This window comes from Acinetobacter sp. SM34 (assembly GCF_022012365.1).
In the GTDB taxonomy this organism is placed as follows: Bacteria; Pseudomonadota; Gammaproteobacteria; order Pseudomonadales; family Moraxellaceae; genus Acinetobacter.
On the sequence record NZ_JAKLTP010000014.1, the window covers coordinates 11,681 to 29,309 of the forward strand.

The 17,629-nt window shown below is 42.7% G+C and carries 14 protein-coding genes; 9 read left to right on the plus strand and 5 right to left on the minus strand.

The genetic code is table 11. From position 1 onward, the window contains the following. The first annotated feature begins 1 nt into the window (after position 1). A complete protein-coding gene (locus tag LZZ98_RS12065) occupies positions 2-1,345 on the plus strand; it encodes a sensor histidine kinase (RefSeq protein WP_237788053.1) in 1,344 nt (447 codons plus the stop codon). A 63-nt stretch (positions 1,346-1,408) separates the two neighbouring features. On the opposite strand, the gene hemP is transcribed toward LZZ98_RS12065, so the two are convergent. Next, the gene (gene hemP / locus LZZ98_RS12070; RefSeq protein ID WP_237788054.1) at positions 1,409-1,579 is read right to left on the minus strand and encodes a hemin uptake protein HemP; all 171 of its coding nucleotides are present in this window, start codon (positions 1,577-1,579) and stop codon (positions 1,409-1,411) included. Between the two features lie 138 nt (positions 1,580-1,717). Here hemP and LZZ98_RS12075 point away from each other — a divergent pair, with 138 nt between their 5' ends. Then, the gene (locus LZZ98_RS12075; protein ID WP_237788055.1) at positions 1,718-2,617 is read left to right on the plus strand and encodes a thiamine phosphate synthase; all 900 of its coding nucleotides are present in this window, start codon (positions 1,718-1,720) and stop codon (positions 2,615-2,617) included. 78 nt (positions 2,618-2,695) lie between these two features. On the opposite strand, the gene LZZ98_RS12080 is transcribed toward LZZ98_RS12075, so the two are convergent. Further along, complete coding sequence (locus LZZ98_RS12080) at positions 2,696-3,262, minus strand: tetratricopeptide repeat protein (RefSeq protein ID WP_237788056.1); 567 nt, start codon at positions 3,260-3,262, stop codon at positions 2,696-2,698. Positions 3,263-3,277: 15 nt separating this feature from the next. Next, positions 3,278-5,671 carry a penicillin-binding protein 1B gene (gene mrcB, locus LZZ98_RS12085; RefSeq protein ID WP_237788057.1) on the minus strand — a complete coding sequence of 798 codons (2,394 nt, stop codon included), beginning with the start codon at positions 5,669-5,671 and terminating at the stop codon, positions 3,278-3,280. Between the two features lie 412 nt (positions 5,672-6,083). On the opposite strand from mrcB, the gene LZZ98_RS12090 reads away from it, so the two are divergent. After that, the gene (locus LZZ98_RS12090; protein ID WP_237788058.1) at positions 6,084-7,025 is read left to right on the plus strand and encodes an NAD(+) kinase; all 942 of its coding nucleotides are present in this window, start codon (positions 6,084-6,086) and stop codon (positions 7,023-7,025) included. 3 nt (positions 7,026-7,028) lie between these two features. Continuing rightward, a complete protein-coding gene (locus LZZ98_RS12095; protein WP_086195677.1) occupies positions 7,029-7,301 on the plus strand; it encodes a YeaC family protein in 273 nt (90 codons plus the stop codon). Between the two features lie 317 nt (positions 7,302-7,618). On the opposite strand, the gene LZZ98_RS12100 is transcribed toward LZZ98_RS12095, so the two are convergent. Continuing rightward, positions 7,619-8,623 (minus strand): glycosyl transferase family protein, encoded by a 1,005-nt coding sequence (locus tag LZZ98_RS12100; protein WP_237788059.1) that lies wholly within the window; start codon positions 8,621-8,623, stop codon positions 7,619-7,621. A 436-nt stretch (positions 8,624-9,059) separates the two neighbouring features. Here LZZ98_RS12100 and LZZ98_RS12105 point away from each other — a divergent pair, with 436 nt between their 5' ends. Both LZZ98_RS12105 and LZZ98_RS12110 read left to right on the plus strand, forming a co-directional pair. After that, positions 9,060-10,406 carry a dicarboxylate/amino acid:cation symporter gene (locus LZZ98_RS12105; protein WP_237788060.1) on the plus strand — a complete coding sequence of 449 codons (1,347 nt, stop codon included), beginning with the start codon at positions 9,060-9,062 and terminating at the stop codon, positions 10,404-10,406. A 151-nt stretch (positions 10,407-10,557) separates the two neighbouring features. After that, positions 10,558-11,700, plus strand: a complete 1,143-nt coding sequence (locus LZZ98_RS12110) for an acyl-CoA dehydrogenase family protein (protein ID WP_237788061.1) — start codon at positions 10,558-10,560, stop codon at positions 11,698-11,700. Positions 11,701-11,792: 92 nt separating this feature from the next. Here the strand turns inward: LZZ98_RS12110 and LZZ98_RS12115 are convergent, their stop codons facing one another. Continuing rightward, positions 11,793-12,311 (minus strand): type 1 glutamine amidotransferase domain-containing protein, encoded by a 519-nt coding sequence (locus LZZ98_RS12115; protein WP_237788062.1) that lies wholly within the window; start codon positions 12,309-12,311, stop codon positions 11,793-11,795. 759 nt (positions 12,312-13,070) lie between these two features. On the opposite strand from LZZ98_RS12115, the gene pheA reads away from it, so the two are divergent. The 3 genes from pheA to LZZ98_RS12130 all read left to right on the plus strand — a co-directional run bounded on the left by pheA (position 13,071) and on the right by LZZ98_RS12130 (position 17,616). Continuing rightward, positions 13,071-14,180, plus strand: coding sequence for a prephenate dehydratase (gene pheA / locus LZZ98_RS12120; protein ID WP_237788063.1), 1,110 nt, complete (start codon positions 13,071-13,073; stop codon positions 14,178-14,180). A gap of 79 nt (positions 14,181-14,259) precedes the next feature. Further along, positions 14,260-15,366: a histidinol-phosphate transaminase gene (gene hisC / locus LZZ98_RS12125; RefSeq protein WP_237788064.1), complete on the plus strand. Its 1,107-nt coding sequence runs from the start codon at positions 14,260-14,262 to the stop codon at positions 15,364-15,366. Between the two features lie 3 nt (positions 15,367-15,369). Next, complete coding sequence (locus LZZ98_RS12130) at positions 15,370-17,616, plus strand: bifunctional prephenate dehydrogenase/3-phosphoshikimate 1-carboxyvinyltransferase (RefSeq protein WP_237788065.1); 2,247 nt, start codon at positions 15,370-15,372, stop codon at positions 17,614-17,616. The last annotated feature ends 13 nt before the right edge of the window (positions 17,617-17,629 follow it).

The window sequence follows — 17,629 nt, forward strand, 5'->3', positions numbered from 1 at the left end:
TATGTCAAAAGCCATTTCTCTACAAACCAGGTTAATCAAGACCTCATTATTCAGTTCCATGTTGGCTGGGGTTTTGGCCTTGCTGCTTTTTACGGGGATTTCCCTGTACCAGACCATGCAGCTGCAAGACCAGATCATGGATGAAATTGCAGATATGCTGTTGATTTCAGATGTAAGTACGAGTTCAGGACAACAGGTCGATGAACTCAGTGATGAATTTGAGATTCAATACCAGTTAAAAGATCAGAAACAGGTGCTGAGCGAATCAGAAAATTTCCATTTGGACCATCTATCTTCAACGTTCAAAAATAATGCCGATGAAGGTTATGATTTGATTTGGCACGATCAGCAGTTGTGGCGTATCTATACCTCGCAAAATACTGAACTGAATACATCGGTATTGCTATTGCAGCCGATGGGAGAGCGCTTTAAAGCTTTGGCTCAAAATGTCATGGGCTATGGCCTGATTTTAATTGTGCTCTGGTTCATTCAATGGCTGATTTTACACTTTGCCGTGAAACGCCAATTTAAAGTCATTCATCAACTGTCCAGAGAAATTTCAGCTAAAAGTGCGGATGATCTCGCACCGATTCATCAGCAGGTGCCTGAATTAAAAGAATTGCAGCCGATGGTATGGCAACTGAACCAGTTATTACAGCGACTTGAACAATCTCTGGTGGCAGAACAGCGCTTTACTGCGGATGCCTCGCATGAACTCCGGTCACCTTTATCTGCCATTCAAATGCGTTTGCAGGTACTGAAACGCAAATATCCGGAACTCGACCAAGACTTGGCGAGTATTCAAAATGATGTCAACCGTGGTACACAGGTGTTAGAAAACTTGCTGTTACTGGCACGACTGGACCCGGCCCATACGAATCAATTGCCCAGCTCTGAAATGGATATGAATAGGGTCATCAACGAGGTCTTGCAAGCCTTACAACCCTTTGCAGCCGAGAAAAATATTCAAATCCAGACACAATTCGCCGAAAATCTGGTGATTACTGGAAATGACAAACTCATTTTCAGTTGCCTGCGCAATCTGCTAGACAATGCCATCCGTTATGCCGGGCAAAATGGCCATGTATGGATTGAGATGCAGCACAAGCAATCATACATCAGCATGGTGATTGAAGATGATGGACAAGCTGTGACAGAAGAGGTTTTACAACGACTGGGTGAGCGCTTTTATCGGGCATTGGGTACCAAAACCCAAGGTTCAGGATTAGGGCTGTCGATTTGTAAAAAGATTATTGAATTACATGCCGGTGAAATTCAATTTTCCCGATCGGCACATGGTGGATTAAAAGTTGAGTTGCAATTTCCATTGCATATCCAACGTTAAGAAGCAGTATGTTTGCGCTCATACTGCTTGTTTCCACGTTTATTATTGTTGAGTGAATTATTTTTATTTGGTCAGAATAAGACGATTATTACGGGTTAAACGTAGACGATATTCTTCTCCGGCATGCATAATCCGAATTTCTCGACCCAGAGCAAACAGGTTGTTGGAGTGCAACATGGGAAGTGAGTGAGCGGTGTCATGATTACGGGTAAATAGGCTAAATGGTGCATTCATTCCGTCGATTCCGTGGTATGCATTGAATTATTTAAATGATAATCATTATCAAATATAACTGTCAATCGTTTATTTAAGATTTTATAAAAAACTTAAATTTGCTTACACTCTGTAATATTTCATGTCGAGGAACAGGGAATGTCTAAACCCGTAATTGATGTTGCCATTGCAATTTTACTGCATCAAAACAACGTGCTGGTAGGCTGGCGTGAAGCGAAACAGCATCAGGGCAATAAACATGAATTTCCGGGAGGAAAAGTGGAAGAGGGTGAAACGCCCTTGGCAGCATGCCGCCGTGAAATTTATGAAGAAGTGGGAATTGGTCTGCATGACTGGCATGCCTTTGATGTGATTGTTCATGAATATGAGGATGTAATTGTCAAGCTGCATTTATTTCATGCCATTGTACCGACCGCTTTATTGAATGAAATTCAACAGCCGTGGACCTGGTACAGCCGTGAAGAATTGTTGAATCTAAATTTCCCTAAAGCCAATCAAGCTATAATTCAGCGCCTGTATTGGCCTCATCAGATTAAAATTTCAGCGCAGCTGGATGATCTGGCGCAATTAAAACAGAATCAGTTGTTATATTGGCGTGTGGAGGGAACTCAGCAGCAGCTCACGGAACTGGCTGGGCGCAGTGTGGAGCATTTGCCTCGGCTCATTGTCAATATCAATATTTTTGAACAATTAAGCTCGATTCAACAGCAGGCCATTTCTGCCATTCATTTAAAACAGTCACAACTGATGGCTCTAAAGCCGGGTGATTTAAGCATTGGAAAGCGTTACATTGCGGCATGTCACGATCTGGCTTCCATGCAACAGGCACAGCAGATCGGTTGTGATGCCATCTTGCTGAGTCCGGTATTGCCGACCGCAACCCATCCAGACGCTGTAGCATTGGGTTGGGAACAGTTTAAGGCCTGGGTTTCACAAGTGGATATACCGGTTTTTGCCTTGGGTGGCATGCAAGCTGGAGATCTTGCTACTGCAAAAGAACAGGGTGCCTATGGCATTGCAGGGATGCGATTTTTATAAAATAGGATCAAATTTTATAAAAACAGAACCAGAGAATGTATTGAACCGTGATTATTTTGCCTCAATACATTCTGGCTTTTATAAGCCTTGCAGGGCTTTTTGCGCTTGTTGAATGGTTTTTTGATCTTTTTGCTGTTGTGCAGCTTTTAAAATGACCTGCCAAAGCTGTTTCTTCATAGTATTCGTTTGAGCATAACTAAGCCCGCGTTGTGCCAAAGCTTGAGCATTTGCCGGCTGATTCTTTTTATTGGCAATCAGGGCCAGATACAAGAAGGTTTCAGCAGATTGCGGAGCAAGGCGTTGAGCTTGCAATGCCGCAGCTTCAGCTTCATTCCATTGCCCTTGCTTATAGGCGAGTTGAGTTTTTTGCATGAGCTTTTGAAATGCAGGTAGCTGGCGGCCATCATCAAACTGCTGTTTGCTCTGTTGCTCAGGAACAATCACCTGCATCTTTTTACGTTGAATTTCTTCACGTTCATAAGGGGTAATGACCACGCCTGCAGGGGTTTTAATGTCCCGCTTTTCTGTCTGGGCAGGTTTTGGTGGCTGTTTGTTCTCAGGAGCAGGCAGGCTTTGACAGCCCGCCAAAGCGATCAAGCTCAGAATAATCAGCCCCTGTTTATGCCGTTTACATTGCCCGTTCATGCTCAATTATCACCTTTAATTGTTATAACTACCGCTTGAAATGACCTGATTGGTAGAACCATCGTTCTGGGTTTCAGTCTCACTTTCACGAATATAGTTACCAATACTATCGTTTTGATCGGCAGGCGTCTGGTTGTTTTCAGTATCAGGATTGGAAGCAGGTTCTACCTGATAACTCGGTAAACCGCAGGCAGTGGCCTGACGTGGCATATTACTGCGAAGTAACGGAATGTACATCGCACCTTCACAGCCTTGTGCTGATAGATGACCCGTCGAACGGTCAATCCATTGCCATTGCACACTGTCAGTTTGACGCAAGTTAACCGGTTTTTGCCGCAACTGTTTCATGACATTAATCCACACTGGCAATGCGCCTGAAGAACCGGTTAGGCCAGTCACCTTGTTATTATCAAGACCCAGCCAGACCACGCTGACATAATTGCCTGAATAGCCTGCAAACCAAGAGTCGCGGGTATCATTGGTGGTACCCGATTTGCCTGCCAGTTTTAAATCAGCAGGGAAAGCGCTATAAGCTGCACGCCCAGTACCCGAGCTCATGACCTGTTGCAGACCATAATTCAGAATATAAGCTGCAGAGGGATCAATGGTTTTTTGTACCGTTAAACCATAACGGTCGAGCAGGCGGCCGTTAGCATCCACCACAGAACGAATGGACTTGATTGGATATTTGAAACCACCGGTTGCAAAATTGCCATAAATACTCATCACTTCCATCGGCGACATATCAATTGCACCGAGAAAGATGGATGGATAGCTTGGAATATCAGACGTCACCCCAAATTTTTTCAGGTGATTGCTAAAGGTCGAAATACCGAATTCTTGGCCCAAACGCACGGCTGCAAGGTTATAAGAGTTTGCCAGTGCTTCGGACATAGGAACAATGCCGTGTTCACCACCACTGTAATTTTTAGGAGTCCAGTTTTTGCCTTCGCTATAAACATTCATGGCACTGTCTTCAACTGGTGTTGCCCAGTTATAACGTCCAGATTCAATCGCACTTAAATAAATCACCGGTTTAAGCAAGGAACCGACCTGACGTTTTGCATCCAGGGCACGGTTAAAGCCGGTAAAGTCCTGGGTAGAACCCACAGCTGCAACCAGTTCACCATTTTCAGGATGCGAGATTAAAACTGCACCTTGCAAATCTCTGAGGTTTTTTGGATTGGCATTGGTCAAACGGGAAACAGAGGCTTTAAATGCTTCCTGTACTTTGGTTTGGGCAATCGGATCCAGCGAGGTAAAGATTTTTAGACCTTGATTGGTCAGATCGCTTTCCTGATATTCAGTACGCAACTGTCGACGTACAATATCCATGAAATCCGGGAAACGGGCAGGCCCTAGGGTTGGTTTGGCAATAACATTCAGTGGGCGTGCAACTTCTTGCTCAAACTGAGCTTGAGTCAGGTATCCCATCACCAGCATATTGTGCAACACAATATCACGGCGTTTTTTTGCACCTTCGGGATTTTTCCAGGGATTAAACAGCGAAGGCCCTTGCACCAGACCGACTAAATACGCCTGTTGAGCAATATTGAGTTCACGTAGCGGCAAGCCAAAATAAAACTGTGAAGCCAGACCATAGCCGTTAATGGAATAATTGCCGTTTTGTCCCAGATTCACTTCATTTAAATAAGCTTCCAGAATTTCATCTTTATCATAATGAAGCTCAATCAGCATCGCCATCAGGGCTTCATTGACCTTACGTTTTAAGGTTTTTTCCGGGCTTAAATAGAAATTTTTAACCAGCTGCTGGGTCAGGGTTGAACCACCCTGACGTTTACCACCAGTGACATTGCTGACTAAAGCACGTGCTGTACCACGTATCGATATCCCATGATGATGATAAAAGTTACGGTCTTCGGTTGAGATCAGTGCTTCAATAAGCGGTTTAGGCACACTCTTGAGCTTAATCAGCACACGATCTTCATTATGTTGCGGATAAATTCCGCCAATCAGTAAGGGCTCTAAACGCGCAATACCGGTAGAGGAAGGCTTGGTGGCACTGACTTCACCAATCTGATTACCGCTAAACGTAACCTTTAACACCTGCTCGGGTTCAACGCTATCACCAAAGTCGAAGCCACGGGTATGCACATAGAGTGCATCACCGGAGCTTACATAACTGCCGGAGTGGGCATAGCTGTCAGAACTTTTATAACCCAGAAGTTTAAGCTCTTGAGAGAAGTCTGCCTGGTTAACCGGTGCATTGGTATAAACTTCTAAAGGACGAGCAAAAACTTTTGCCGGAATATCCCAGCGCTGTCCTTCAAATTTATTGCGTACAATATTATCCATTCGGATTAAATAGATACTAAAAACTAAGAAGACACCAATGACTAATATTGAAAAAATAAGGGCCAGTAAACCGATACCGCGTTCAGACTTCATCAATTATTATAAGATCCAAATAAATTGTGCTAATCATGCGAAGCTTTTCATTTTTTTGCAATAATTAATCTGTGAATGAAGATAAAATATAACAATAAAGTGCACAAAATATTTGGAATGAGTCTTTGATTTTATAAAAGATATTATTTTTAGCTCTAAAACGGTATTTGCGAATTATCTGTCAATTTTTAAGCAAGTTAACAGGCTTAAGTCATGCCAGGTCTGCGGATGAAAATGATCTTGCAGATCGGGTGACTTTTATCATAAAAAATCATCCGGATTTTAGTGGTTGATTGCATGCAAAGTGAACCGATCTGGATGACAGGCTAAAAACCTGGCTGAGTCTTTGAATTTGTTAGATTGTTAGTGTAATCAGCAGTTAAAGTTTTTTAAAATGAACAGGGTTAATGCTATGATAGGCAGGAATCGTAGCGGAGCGATGACCCAGGTGCAAATTTCACATAAAACTTTTCGGAACATTGGATTAATAGGGCGTCCAGATAAATCCTCCGTCGTGGAAACTTTAAGTCTTATTCATGACCATCTTTTAAGTTTAGGTTTACATCCTGTTTTTGATTCAGAAACAGCAGCTTTAGTCCCTTATAATAATACTCAAACCGTGAGCCGCAGTTTACTGGGTGAAGTGGTTGATCTGGTCATTGTAGTGGGTGGTGATGGTTCTTTGCTGCATGCTGCACGTGCCCTGGTGCGACACAATACACCTGTGATTGGGGTAAACCGTGGTCGTTTGGGCTTTTTAACCGATATTAAGCCGACCGAGGTTATTTTTAAGCTGGATCAGGTGCTCAAAGGCGAGTTTCAGCTCGACCGCCGTTTCTTGCTGGAAATGGAAATCCGTTCCAAAGGCGAAAGTATTTATGATGCGATTGCCTTGAATGATGTGGTTTTGCATTCGGGCAAGTCGGTGCATATGATTGATTTTGAACTGAATATTGATGGTCAATATGTCTATCGTCAGCATAGTGATGGTTTGATTGTTTCGACACCTACCGGTTCTACCGCTTATGCGCTTTCTGGTGGCGGGCCGATTGTCCATCCAAGTATGGATGCCATCTCTTTGGTGCCCATGCACCCACATACCTTGTCTTCCCGTCCAATTGTGGTCGGTGGGCATAGTGAAATTAAGATTATCATTCGTGAAAACCGTGTATTGCCAATGGTCAGTGCCGATGGTCAACACAGTGTTTCACTCAGTGTTGGGGATAGTTTGCATATCCGCAAACATCCATTTAAATTGAATCTCCTTCATCCACCTGGCTATGATTTCTATATTGCTTGCCGTACCAAGCTGGGCTGGAACCAAGATTTTGACTCTTTTCAACAGCAGGATTAAATGATGAATATTGAACAAATGCTGGCCGTACTCGATCCTGAAATTGTTGCGCGTTTAAAGACAGCAGTGGAAATTGGTAAATGGCCGAATGGCGTAGCACTTACGCAAGAGCAACGTCAAATCTGTATGCAAGCGGTTTATGCTTGGGAAATAAAAAATTTGCCTGAAACTGAACGCAGTGGCTATATTGACCGCGGCACCAAAGAAGAAGATGAACACTGCGATTCACATGACCCGCAGCAAGACGAAGAATTCAAGCCGATTCGTTTTGTTTAAATATTTATTTGTAATAAAAAAGACACTGCGGTGTCTTTTTTATATTTTAATTTTTTGAAAGGTACGACGGATGTCTTACCGATAAACCTCAATTTATAGAAGCTCATCTTGTTACTTTGGATAAGCCCTGAGAAGTATTACTTCGTAAGGCCAAAGTCACCTTGCGAACACTTGAAACATGTTTCAAGTGTTCTCATCGCAAAACTCGTTCCATACTATCATTTGATGAATGTTTCGCAGAACCATTTTTATCAAATGAAGTCTTGCCTCAAACAATTGCGAATGGCTTTGTCACGTATCATCTATTCTGCATCAAATCAGATTTTAGACTGGCGATTTAGCCATAGCTCTTTGGCTTTTAACATTGCCTCATTATAAGAAGCGCAAGCACCCATGGTGTATAACGCAATTCCCATGGTTTCAGTGACAGCAATTTCGCCATATTCATGATGCTGCTTGCCTTCCCATACCGCTTTAAATATAGCCAAGTCTAGCTCTTCTTCAACAGGACTGCGGTTATCTGTCAATTTGGGTAATTCATGTTCGTACAGTTCACCATTTTTAATGCCGCAGATTAAGGTTTTGGCATCCGGATTACGCTCGAATTCACCACCTTCACCTTTAATGACTGCACTATTTTGATAGCCCAGTTTAAACGCGGCTTGCTGGTGTGAAGTACGATAAGCAGGATGGAAAATAGCCTGCATGGTGGCTTTAGCATTAAATGGATTAATTAAACGGGCAAGGGTATGGATTGGGGAACGTAAACCCATCACATTCCGTAGAGAGATCAAATCACTCAAAATAGGTGAGATCGCTGCTAAGGGCATATAAGCAAAATTGCGTTGTTGTAACTGCTGTTCCACATCGCTGTCATTCTGGCAAATTGGATAACCAAGATATTCCAGAACCTGTTCGGTATAAAGGCGGTTAATGGTATGTCCAGATGCGCCATGCATCACGACTTTATAGCCATGCTGGGCCAAGGTCAGTGCTGCCAATAAAAACCAGGGATAATGCTTACGTTTTCCGGCATAAGACGACCAGTCCAGATCCACATCTAAGGCTTTGAAATTCAATTGATCACGGGTGGCCTGTACAAAACCGGCCAGTTCATCGACAGATTCTTCTTTAACACGAAGTAGCATTAAGAAAGCACCTAGCTGAACATCCAGCACTTCATCCTTTAAGATCATGCTGAACGCTTGATAGGCTTCGTCAAAACTCAGCGAACGGGCACCGTTTTTTCCTTTGCCTATAATACGGACATATTGTGCGAAAGGATGTTCAGCATCTTTGTAGATATTTCTTTTGGTTTGCATAAGGAGTATTTCTTGGCAATGGAAAATGGGATGGATAATAGTTTATAAAGATAAGGTAAATATTTCAGCCTAATTTAAATAAAAGTAACTTTAGTTGTTTCGACTAATGTCTAATGAGTAGCGATGCTATTTTAAACAAACTTAACAATATAGACTGCATCAACAAATAAAAATTAGGTAAAATTTAACATTAGGTAAAATTATGTAGATTTGCTTATCAGTATGTGTAATCGAATAGGTGGATTTTTTATAAATTCAATTCATTCGTGATGATAAGTTTATGATTTTTTTGTTTTATATCCCAGTATTTGAGCTTACTCAATACTTTTTGTATGTTCTTTTGTGATGAATACAAAAGGATTAAAGGCTGTGTATTCGTAAGAATAGGCAAAAACTGAATATTTCTAGTGCTGGAAATATCTAAAGAAGTAATGTTATGGCTAAAAAACCAATTTATAAGTCACTTTATTTTCAAGTGATTGTTGCCATCATTTTAGGTGTGATTGTTGGGCATTTTTACCCAAGTTCATCTGTAATCGTTGACGGCGTTAAGCAAAGTGTTCCAGGCTTGGGCGAGCAATTAAAACCATTAGGTGATGCCTTCATTAAGCTCATCAAAATGATTATTGCACCGGTGATTTTCTGTACTGTGGTTAGCGGTATCGCAGGTATGGAAAGCATGAAATCTGTGGGTAAAACAGGTGGTATCGCACTGCTTTATTTTGAGGTTGTCTCAACACTTGCATTAATTATCGGTTTGCTGGTGATTAATATTGCAAAACCGGGTGTTGGCATGAACATTGATCCTGCATCTTTGGATACTTCAGGTATCGCTAAGTATGTGGAATCCGGTGCTTCACAATCGACCGTTGATTTCTTTATGAATATCATCCCGAATACGGTGGTGGGTGCCTTTGCCGAAGGTGAAATTCTTCAAGTCCTTTTATTCGCATTACTGTTTGGTTTCGCATTACATAAATTGGGCGATGCAGGTAAACCGGTCCTTAAATTCATCGATCAAATTTCGCATGTATTCTTTAACATCGTAAATATGATCATGAAACTTGCACCTATTGGTGCGTTCGGTGCGATGGCATTTACGATTGGTAAATATGGTATTGGTTCACTGGCTCAGTTAGCTCAACTCATCATCTGTTTCTATATTACCTGTTTGCTGTTTATCTTCATTGTATTGGGCAGTATTGCACGTTTCAGTGGTTTTAGTATCCTGAAAATGATTCGTATGATTCGTGAAGAACTCCTGATTGTACTGGGTACATCATCTTCTGAATCCGTACTTCCACGCATGTTGAAAAAACTGGAAATTGTCGGGTGTGAAAAGTCAGTTGTGGGTCTGGTGATTCCTACCGGTTATTCATTTAACCTGGATGGTACTTCAATCTATTTAACCATGGCTGCAATCTTCATTGCACAGGCAACTAATACTCAGCTTGATTTAGCACATGAAATTACACTTTTAGCGGTGTTGTTGATCTCTTCTAAAGGTGCGGCAGGTGTAACAGGTTCTGGTTTTATTGTCATGGCGGCAACATTGTCTGCTGTAGGAAATATCCCTGTAGCAGGTCTGGCATTGATTCTGGGTATTGATCGCTTTATGTCTGAAGCACGTGCCTTGACGAATCTGGTCGGTAACTCATTGGCGACCATTGTCGTTGCAAAATGGGTGGGTCAATTAGATACAGTTAAATTAAATGAAGCATTAAACAATCCGGAAATGGTTGACCAAAAAATGTTGGAAGAAGCGGCTCAAACACACGTTTAACCAATGCAGATTTAAAAAAGGAAGCTGAGGCTTCCTTTTTTATTGACCCTAAGGTCATAAAATATAAAGCTTATACGACATGACAGATATCTTTAAAGTGGATAGCATGAGAAAGGGACAGAACTACAACAACTCAATATAAGGATGCCGTATGTTGGCTTATGATGCTGATTTAGAATTATTCCGCGACAATTTCAAACGCTTTATGAATGAGCATATTGCTCCACATTATGAACAATGGGAACATGAAGGCATTATGCCGCGTTCAGTCTGGAATTTGCTGGGCGAAAATGGTTTCCTGTGTGTGGATGTTTCTGAAGAATATGGCGGTTATGGCGTTCCAACCCATTATTCACTGATGCTGGTGGAAGAATCTGCCCGTGCCGGATTTAGCGCGCTATCCACCGGTATTTCCTGCCACTCTGAGATTGCAGCACCTTATATTTTGCATATTGGGACAGAAGAACAAAAGCAGTACTGGTTGCCAAAAATGGTGACAGGTGAAGTGGTAGGTGCAATTGGCATGACTGAACCAGGTGCCGGTTCGGACTTGCAGGCAATGCGTACCAATGCCATCTTACAGGGAGATCACTATCTGCTCAATGGTTCCAAAACCTTTATCTCCAATGGTCAACATGCTGACCTGGTGGTACTGGCGGCTAAAACTGATCCGCAAGCACGGGCAAAAGGCGTGTCTTTATTGCTTTTAGATACGCATCTGGACGGTTTTAAAAAGGGCACCAACCTCAACAAAATTGGTTTGCATTCACAAGATACTTCAGAACTGTTCTTCGATAATATCAAGGTGCCTAAAGAACAGCTACTGGGCCAGGCGGGGCAGGGTTTTGCCTATTTAATGCAAGAATTGCCACGTGAACGTACTGCCATTGCTGCAACGGCGATTGGCGCCATTCGTGGTTCAATTGATGTCACCATCGCTTATGTGAAAGAGCGTCAGGCTTTTGGTCAGCACATCAGCCAGTTTCAAAATACCCGCTTTGTGCTGGCTCAGGCAAAAATAGACGAGCAGGCAACTGCTGCTTTTTATAACCAAAATGTTGAACTTTATATGCAAGGTAAACTGGATGTGGAAACAGCTGCAGCCTTAAAAAGTTTTGCAACCGACATGCAGATGAAAATAGCGGATAACTTGTTACAGCTGTTTGGTGGTTATGGCTATATGACAGAATATCCAATTTCACGTTTCTTTGTAGATGCGCGTATTCAGCGAATTTACGGTGGAACCAATGAAATTATGAAAGAGATTGTGGCGCGTAGTTTATTGGGACGTTAATGATGGCATTGAAATGCAAAGCCTGAAATAAAAGAAGTCGAAAAAGAACACCCTGAAAGCCGGATACCACGTCTGACTTTAAAGGGTGTTTTTTATTGACTCAACACCATTAAACTTTCTTCAATAAAAGCGGGTAAATCATCCGGTGAGCGCGATGAGATATACAGATTATTATCATTCACCACACCGACATCGTAATATACCGCACCGGCATTAACCAGATCCTTGGCGAGTGTTTTAATGGTGGTCATTAAACGGCCTTTAACCACTTTGGCAGAAATCAGTAGTTGCGGACCGTGACAGATACTCAAAATGGGTTTTTGAGCATTGGCAAATTTACGCACAAAATCCACGAAACGGTCATCGCCACGGAGTCGTTCGGGAGAATAGCCACCCGGAATGAGCAAGGCATCAAAATCCTGCACCGACACATCATCTATACTTTGGTCAATAGTGACGGCCGATTTTCGCTTATGACCATAGACAATGTTACCTGCTTTATTTTCAATATTTAAAATACTATGGCGTGCTGCACGAAAGGCTTGCACGGGTTCTGAGTATTCGACATCTTCAAAATCATGGGTCACTAGAACGGCGATTCTTTTGGACATTATTGTTCTCCGAATTGCTTTGTTCACAGACTATAAATTAAACATTAAACTTTTGTGATGGAGTTTGGTAAAGGACTCTTGCATCTGTAAAATATCTGTAAGTTTAGCTAGATGAGTGTTTTCAAGTATTTGTAAATATTAAAAAATTAAACTAAAAACTTTTGTTTCTACATGTGTCAAATGGTCAGCATGCAGAATTTTTCCGATGATGGGTTTTGTCAATTATTTCAAAATGGCTGTGGATTTTTAAACTTTGTATGCGCTCAGATGGACTTGATCACGTTTTGTGACGTTATTCATTGCGAGATGAAAAGCTATCGTGGCTATCCATGTTTGAAGCAACTCCTGAATCTGTTTATCTACAATACCGATCACTGTTGCTTGCAGAAATTGAAGATACTCGACCAGAATCGCTTAATCTAATCTTTTAAAACAAGAAAAAATGGTTAAAAATAACTCAGTATTAAGCGTTTTTAACGATGAGCTTATTTGCAAATACCAATAAATTTATTCAATGAAATGACATAAAATTGCGAGCCAGATTGCTGAATTACAGATGTATAGCCGTGGTGTCTTTTTTAGCGAATTGGCAAAAGCTCAGCAATTTAAAATACTCAGGGCAAAAACATGAGGAATAAATTGCTGATTAAATCAACTGTATGTTTTTAAGACTGAATCAATCAAAGTCTTATTGCGTAACATTTGAAAGCTAACTATTGTTATACTGTTTGCATAACGTTTTTGAAGGGCAACATAACAATGATCAACGACGATCAAAACACAACGACTTCTCTTGACCTTGCTCAAATCCGTGAGGATATTGACTCTGTAGATCAACAGATTCAACAGCTTATTAATCGACGAGCAAAATTGGCTGAAGCTGTCGCAAAGGCAAAATTTGCTGCTGAAGAGAATCCTTTGTTTTACCGTCCTGAACGTGAAGCACAAGTTTTACGCAATGTTATGCAGCGTAATGAAGGGCCATTGTCTGATTTGACCATGGCGCGTTTATTCCGTGAAATCATGTCTGCGTGTCTGGCATTGGAAGCCCCACAAAGTATTGCTTTCCTTGGGCCTGTGGGTACTTATACCCATTCAGCAGTACTGAAACACTTTGGTCAGGATGCGATTGTCCGTCCATTGCCAACCATCGATGAAGTATTCCGTGAAGTCGAAGCTGGCAGTGCGCATTATGGTTTGGTGCCGGTCGAAAACTCATCTGAAGGTGTGGTGAACCATACTTTGGACTGTTTTAAATCTTCGCATTTGAATGTAATTGGTGAAGTGGAACTGCGTATTCATCATCAATTTCTGGTGTCATCCAATACCCGTAAAGACAGCATTAAACAGATTTATGCCCATCAGCAAACCTTGGCGCAATGCCGAAAATGGTTAGATGCTCATTATCCAGGCGTGGAACGCGTTGCCTTAAGTTCAAATGCCGAAGCTGCACGCCGTATTCGCAATGAATGGCATTCCGCAGCGATTGCGTCAGAAGTGGCTGCCAATATTTATGACCTGGAAATCCTGCACAGCAATATTGAAGATAATCCGGAAAATACCACACGTTTCTTGGTGATTGGCCGTGAAAAAGTGCCGCCAAGTGGTAATGATAAAACTTCATTGCTGATCTCTGCACATGACCGTGCCGGTGCTTTACTGGAAATTTTGGCTCCATTTGCCAAACATAACATCAGTCTAACCAGTATTGAAACTCGTCCTGCATTGCCTGAAAAATGGGCCTATGTTTTCTTCATTGACTTAGAAGGTCATGTTGATCAGGACAATGTCAAAGCGGCAATTGAAGAAATTCGTCCTTTAGTGAAAGAAGTTCGAGTATTGGGTTCATATCCGATTGCAGTATTGTAAATCTTATCCATCAAAGTCGTGGTCAATTTTGACAATGAAGTTGGCCAGCTTTATCACTTGAAATAACTGGAAGAGTAACATGTCGTTTGTCCCTGCCAATGAAGGCATCTCAAAGTTAAAGCCTTATCAACCAGGTAAACCTATTAGTGAACTTGAGCGTGAGTTAGGGATTACTGATATTGTCAAATTAGCCTCGAATGAAAACCCGTTGGGTTGTTCTGACAAAGTCAAACAGGCTGTGGCAGCTGAATTGGCAGAAATTGGCCGCTATCCGGATGGTGGCGGTTTTATCTTAAAAGACCAGATTCAGGCACAATTCGGTGTGACCGCTGACCGTATTACTTTAGGTAATGGTTCAAACGACTTGCTGGAAATGTTTGCCCGCGCATTCGTTTCAGAGAAAGACTCGGTGATTTATAGCCAGCATGCTTTTGCCGTGTATGCTTTGGTGACTCAAGCCATTAATGCAGAAGCTATTGAAGTGCCGGCCAAAGGTTTTGCTCACGATCTGGATGCCATGGCAGCAGCAATTAAAGACAATACCAAATTAGTCTTTATTGCCAATCCAAATAACCCGACGGGAACCTGGTTTGAAGAAGCTGAATTTGAAAGCTTCATGCAAAAAGTTCCGGCAAATGTCATCGTTGTTCTGGATGAAGCCTATGTGGAATATTTCCCTGAAAACTTCAACAGCTTAAAATTCTTAGAACAATATCCAAACATTATTGTCAGTCGTACCTTGTCTAAATGTTATGGTCTGGCTGCACTACGTGTTGGTTTTGCCTTGGCATCGGTGGAAGTGACCGATTACCTGAACCGTATCCGTCAGCCATTCAATGTCAACCATTTAGCCATGGTTGCTGCAGTTGCTGCACTCAAGGATGAAGACTTTATCGAGCAATCGCGTGTGGTGAACAAGGCGGGTATGGCACAGCTCGAAGCTGGTTTTAAAGCGCTGGGTTTAAACTATGTGCCTTCACGTGCCAACTTTATTTTGGTCGATGTACAGGCTGATCCTGCTCAGACCTTCAATGCCTTGTTAAAAGAAGGCGTGATTGTACGTCCTGTGGGTATTGCAAATCATCTGCGTGTATCGATTGGTACAGAAGCGGAAAATGCGAAGTTCCTGACAGCACTGGCGAAAGTACTTGATTTAGCGCCTGATGCGGTAGAGGAAAAAGCTTAAGCCATGTCTCAGCCACTGTTTGAAAAAGTTGCCTTTATTGGACTTGGACTGATTGGCTCAAGTCTGGCTCGTGTCATCATTGCGGAAAAACTGGCGAAGCAGATTGTTGCCTCTACACGCTCACAGAAAACGCTGGATGATGCAAAAGCGCTTGGACTGATTCAAGAGGGCTATAGCAATCCCGTAGAAGCGGTGCAAGGTGCAGATCTGGTGGTTTTGGCTTTACCTGTGCGGGCAACGCAAAAGGTGTTAGAAACCATCAAGCCTTATCTGTCAGAGAACACCATCATTACCGATGTGGGCAGTACCAAAGGCAATGTGGTGGATGCAGCCAAAGCCGTATATGGTGAAAACCTGCCGGCAGGTTTTGTTCCAGGTCATCCGATTGCGGGTGCGGAACATACTGGCGTGCATGCAGGTAAGGTCGATTTGTTTGCCAACCATAAAGTGATTTTGACACCGCTTCCAAGCAGTGGTGACTGGGCCGTGGATAAACTGGTTCAACTGTGGCAAGCTGCAAAAGCAGAAGTGATTTGCATGGATGTGGACAAGCACGATGAAGTGCTGGCCCATACCAGCCATCTTCCGCATTTGATGGCCTTTAACCTGGTTGAGCAACTGGCCAACCGGGAAGATAATCTGGATATTTTCCGTTATGCCGCTGGTGGCTTTCGTGATTTTTCCCGAATTGCGGCGAGTGACCCGCAAATGTGGCATGACATCTTTTTTGCCAATAAAAAAGCAATTTTAAATGCAGTGGATGGCTTTGAGCAGCAACTGGCTCAAATTCGCAAACTCATTGAAGATGAAAATTCCAAGGCATTGATCGGACTGTTGGAGCATGCACAGGCGGCTCGTCAGCATTTTAATCATATGCTCGCTAAAAAACCTTTGATGGAGAACGATAAAGTGACACAACAATTTACCATTTTGCCGGGTGATAAGACATTTAAAGGTAAATTTACCGTGCCAGGTGACAAATCTGTGTCACACCGCTCCATCATGTTTGGTGCGATTGCTGAAGGTACTACCCATGTCACCGGTTTTTTGGAAGGTGAAGATGCCTTGGCAACGCTGCAGGCATTCCGTGATATGGGCGTAAGCATTGAAGGGCCTAAAAATGGTGAAGTAACTATTCATGGCGTAGGAATGAATGGTTTAAAAGCCCCGGCAAGTGCCTTATACATGGGCAACTCGGGTACTTCTATGCGTCTGCTTTCAGGCATGTTGTCTGCACAGCAGTTTGATTCAGTCATGACCGGTGATGCCTCATTGTCTAAACGTCCAATGGAACGTATTGCCAAACCTTTACGTGAAATGGGTGCGCAGATTCAGACTACAGGTGAGCGCGGTACGCCACCTGTTTCCATTACCGGCAATCAAAAGCTCAAAGGTATTCATTATGACTTACCTATGGCATCGGCTCAGGTAAAATCAGGTATTTTATTGGCAGGCCTTTGGGCTGAAGGTGAAACGGTGGTGACTGAACCTGAACCGACCCGTGACCACTCCGAACGTATGCTACGTGCTTTTGGTTATGAAGTGAAAACCGAAGGCAACCGCATTTTACTGCAAGGTGGTGGTAAGTTGGTGGGTACTGACATTCAGGTTCCGTCTGATATTTCATCTGCTGCATTCTTTATGGTGGGTGCTGCCATTACTGAAGGTTCCGATGTCACTTTGGAAGCGGTAGGGATTAACCCGACCCGTACCGGTGTCATTGAAATCCTGAAACAGATGGGTGCAGATTTAACCGTTGAAAACGAACGCATTGCAGGTGGTGAACCGATTGCAGACATTCGTATTCGCGGTACACGTACCTTGCAAGGCATTCATATGCCGGAAGATCAGGTCCCATTAGCCATTGATGAATTCCCAGCTTTATTTATTGCTGCAGCTTGTGCTGAAGGTCAAACCATTTTAACCGGCGCTGCCGAGCTTCGCGTAAAAGAATCTGACCGTATTCAGGTGATGGCAGATGGCTTGAAAACTATGGGCATTGACTGTACGCCAACCGATGATGGCATTATTATTGAAGGTAAGGGTAAATCTGGGGATTGGTCTGCAATTTTCACAGGTGGTGAAATTGAATCGCATCATGACCACCGTATTGCCATGAGTTTCTCTATGGCTGGCTTACGGACTTCAGGTGCAATCAACATTGTCGGTACCGAAACGGTTGCAACCAGTTTCCCGACATTCACTGAACTTGCAAATCAAGCCGGTTTAGCGATTCAGGTGAGTGAGTAATTAGTCTAATTTT

Coding starts and splice junctions, on each gene's coding strand:
- LZZ98_RS12065 (WP_237788053.1), top strand. CDS start 2: ATGTCAAAAGCCATTTCTCTACAAACCAGGTTAATCAAGACCTCATTA.
- hemP (WP_237788054.1), bottom strand. CDS start 1,579: ATGAATGCACCATTTAGCCTATTTACCCGTAATCATGACACCGCTCAC.
- LZZ98_RS12075 (WP_237788055.1), top strand. CDS start 1,718: ATGTCTAAACCCGTAATTGATGTTGCCATTGCAATTTTACTGCATCAA.
- LZZ98_RS12080 (WP_237788056.1), bottom strand. CDS start 3,262: ATGAACGGGCAATGTAAACGGCATAAACAGGGGCTGATTATTCTGAGC.
- mrcB (WP_237788057.1), bottom strand. CDS start 5,671: ATGAAGTCTGAACGCGGTATCGGTTTACTGGCCCTTATTTTTTCAATA.
- LZZ98_RS12090 (WP_237788058.1), top strand. CDS start 6,084: ATGATAGGCAGGAATCGTAGCGGAGCGATGACCCAGGTGCAAATTTCA.
- LZZ98_RS12095 (WP_086195677.1), top strand. CDS start 7,029: ATGAATATTGAACAAATGCTGGCCGTACTCGATCCTGAAATTGTTGCG.
- LZZ98_RS12100 (WP_237788059.1), bottom strand. CDS start 8,623: ATGCAAACCAAAAGAAATATCTACAAAGATGCTGAACATCCTTTCGCA.
- LZZ98_RS12105 (WP_237788060.1), top strand. CDS start 9,060: ATGGCTAAAAAACCAATTTATAAGTCACTTTATTTTCAAGTGATTGTT.
- LZZ98_RS12110 (WP_237788061.1), top strand. CDS start 10,558: ATGTTGGCTTATGATGCTGATTTAGAATTATTCCGCGACAATTTCAAA.
- LZZ98_RS12115 (WP_237788062.1), bottom strand. CDS start 12,311: ATGTCCAAAAGAATCGCCGTTCTAGTGACCCATGATTTTGAAGATGTC.
- pheA (WP_237788063.1), top strand. CDS start 13,071: ATGATCAACGACGATCAAAACACAACGACTTCTCTTGACCTTGCTCAA.
- hisC (WP_237788064.1), top strand. CDS start 14,260: ATGTCGTTTGTCCCTGCCAATGAAGGCATCTCAAAGTTAAAGCCTTAT.
- LZZ98_RS12130 (WP_237788065.1), top strand. CDS start 15,370: ATGTCTCAGCCACTGTTTGAAAAAGTTGCCTTTATTGGACTTGGACTG.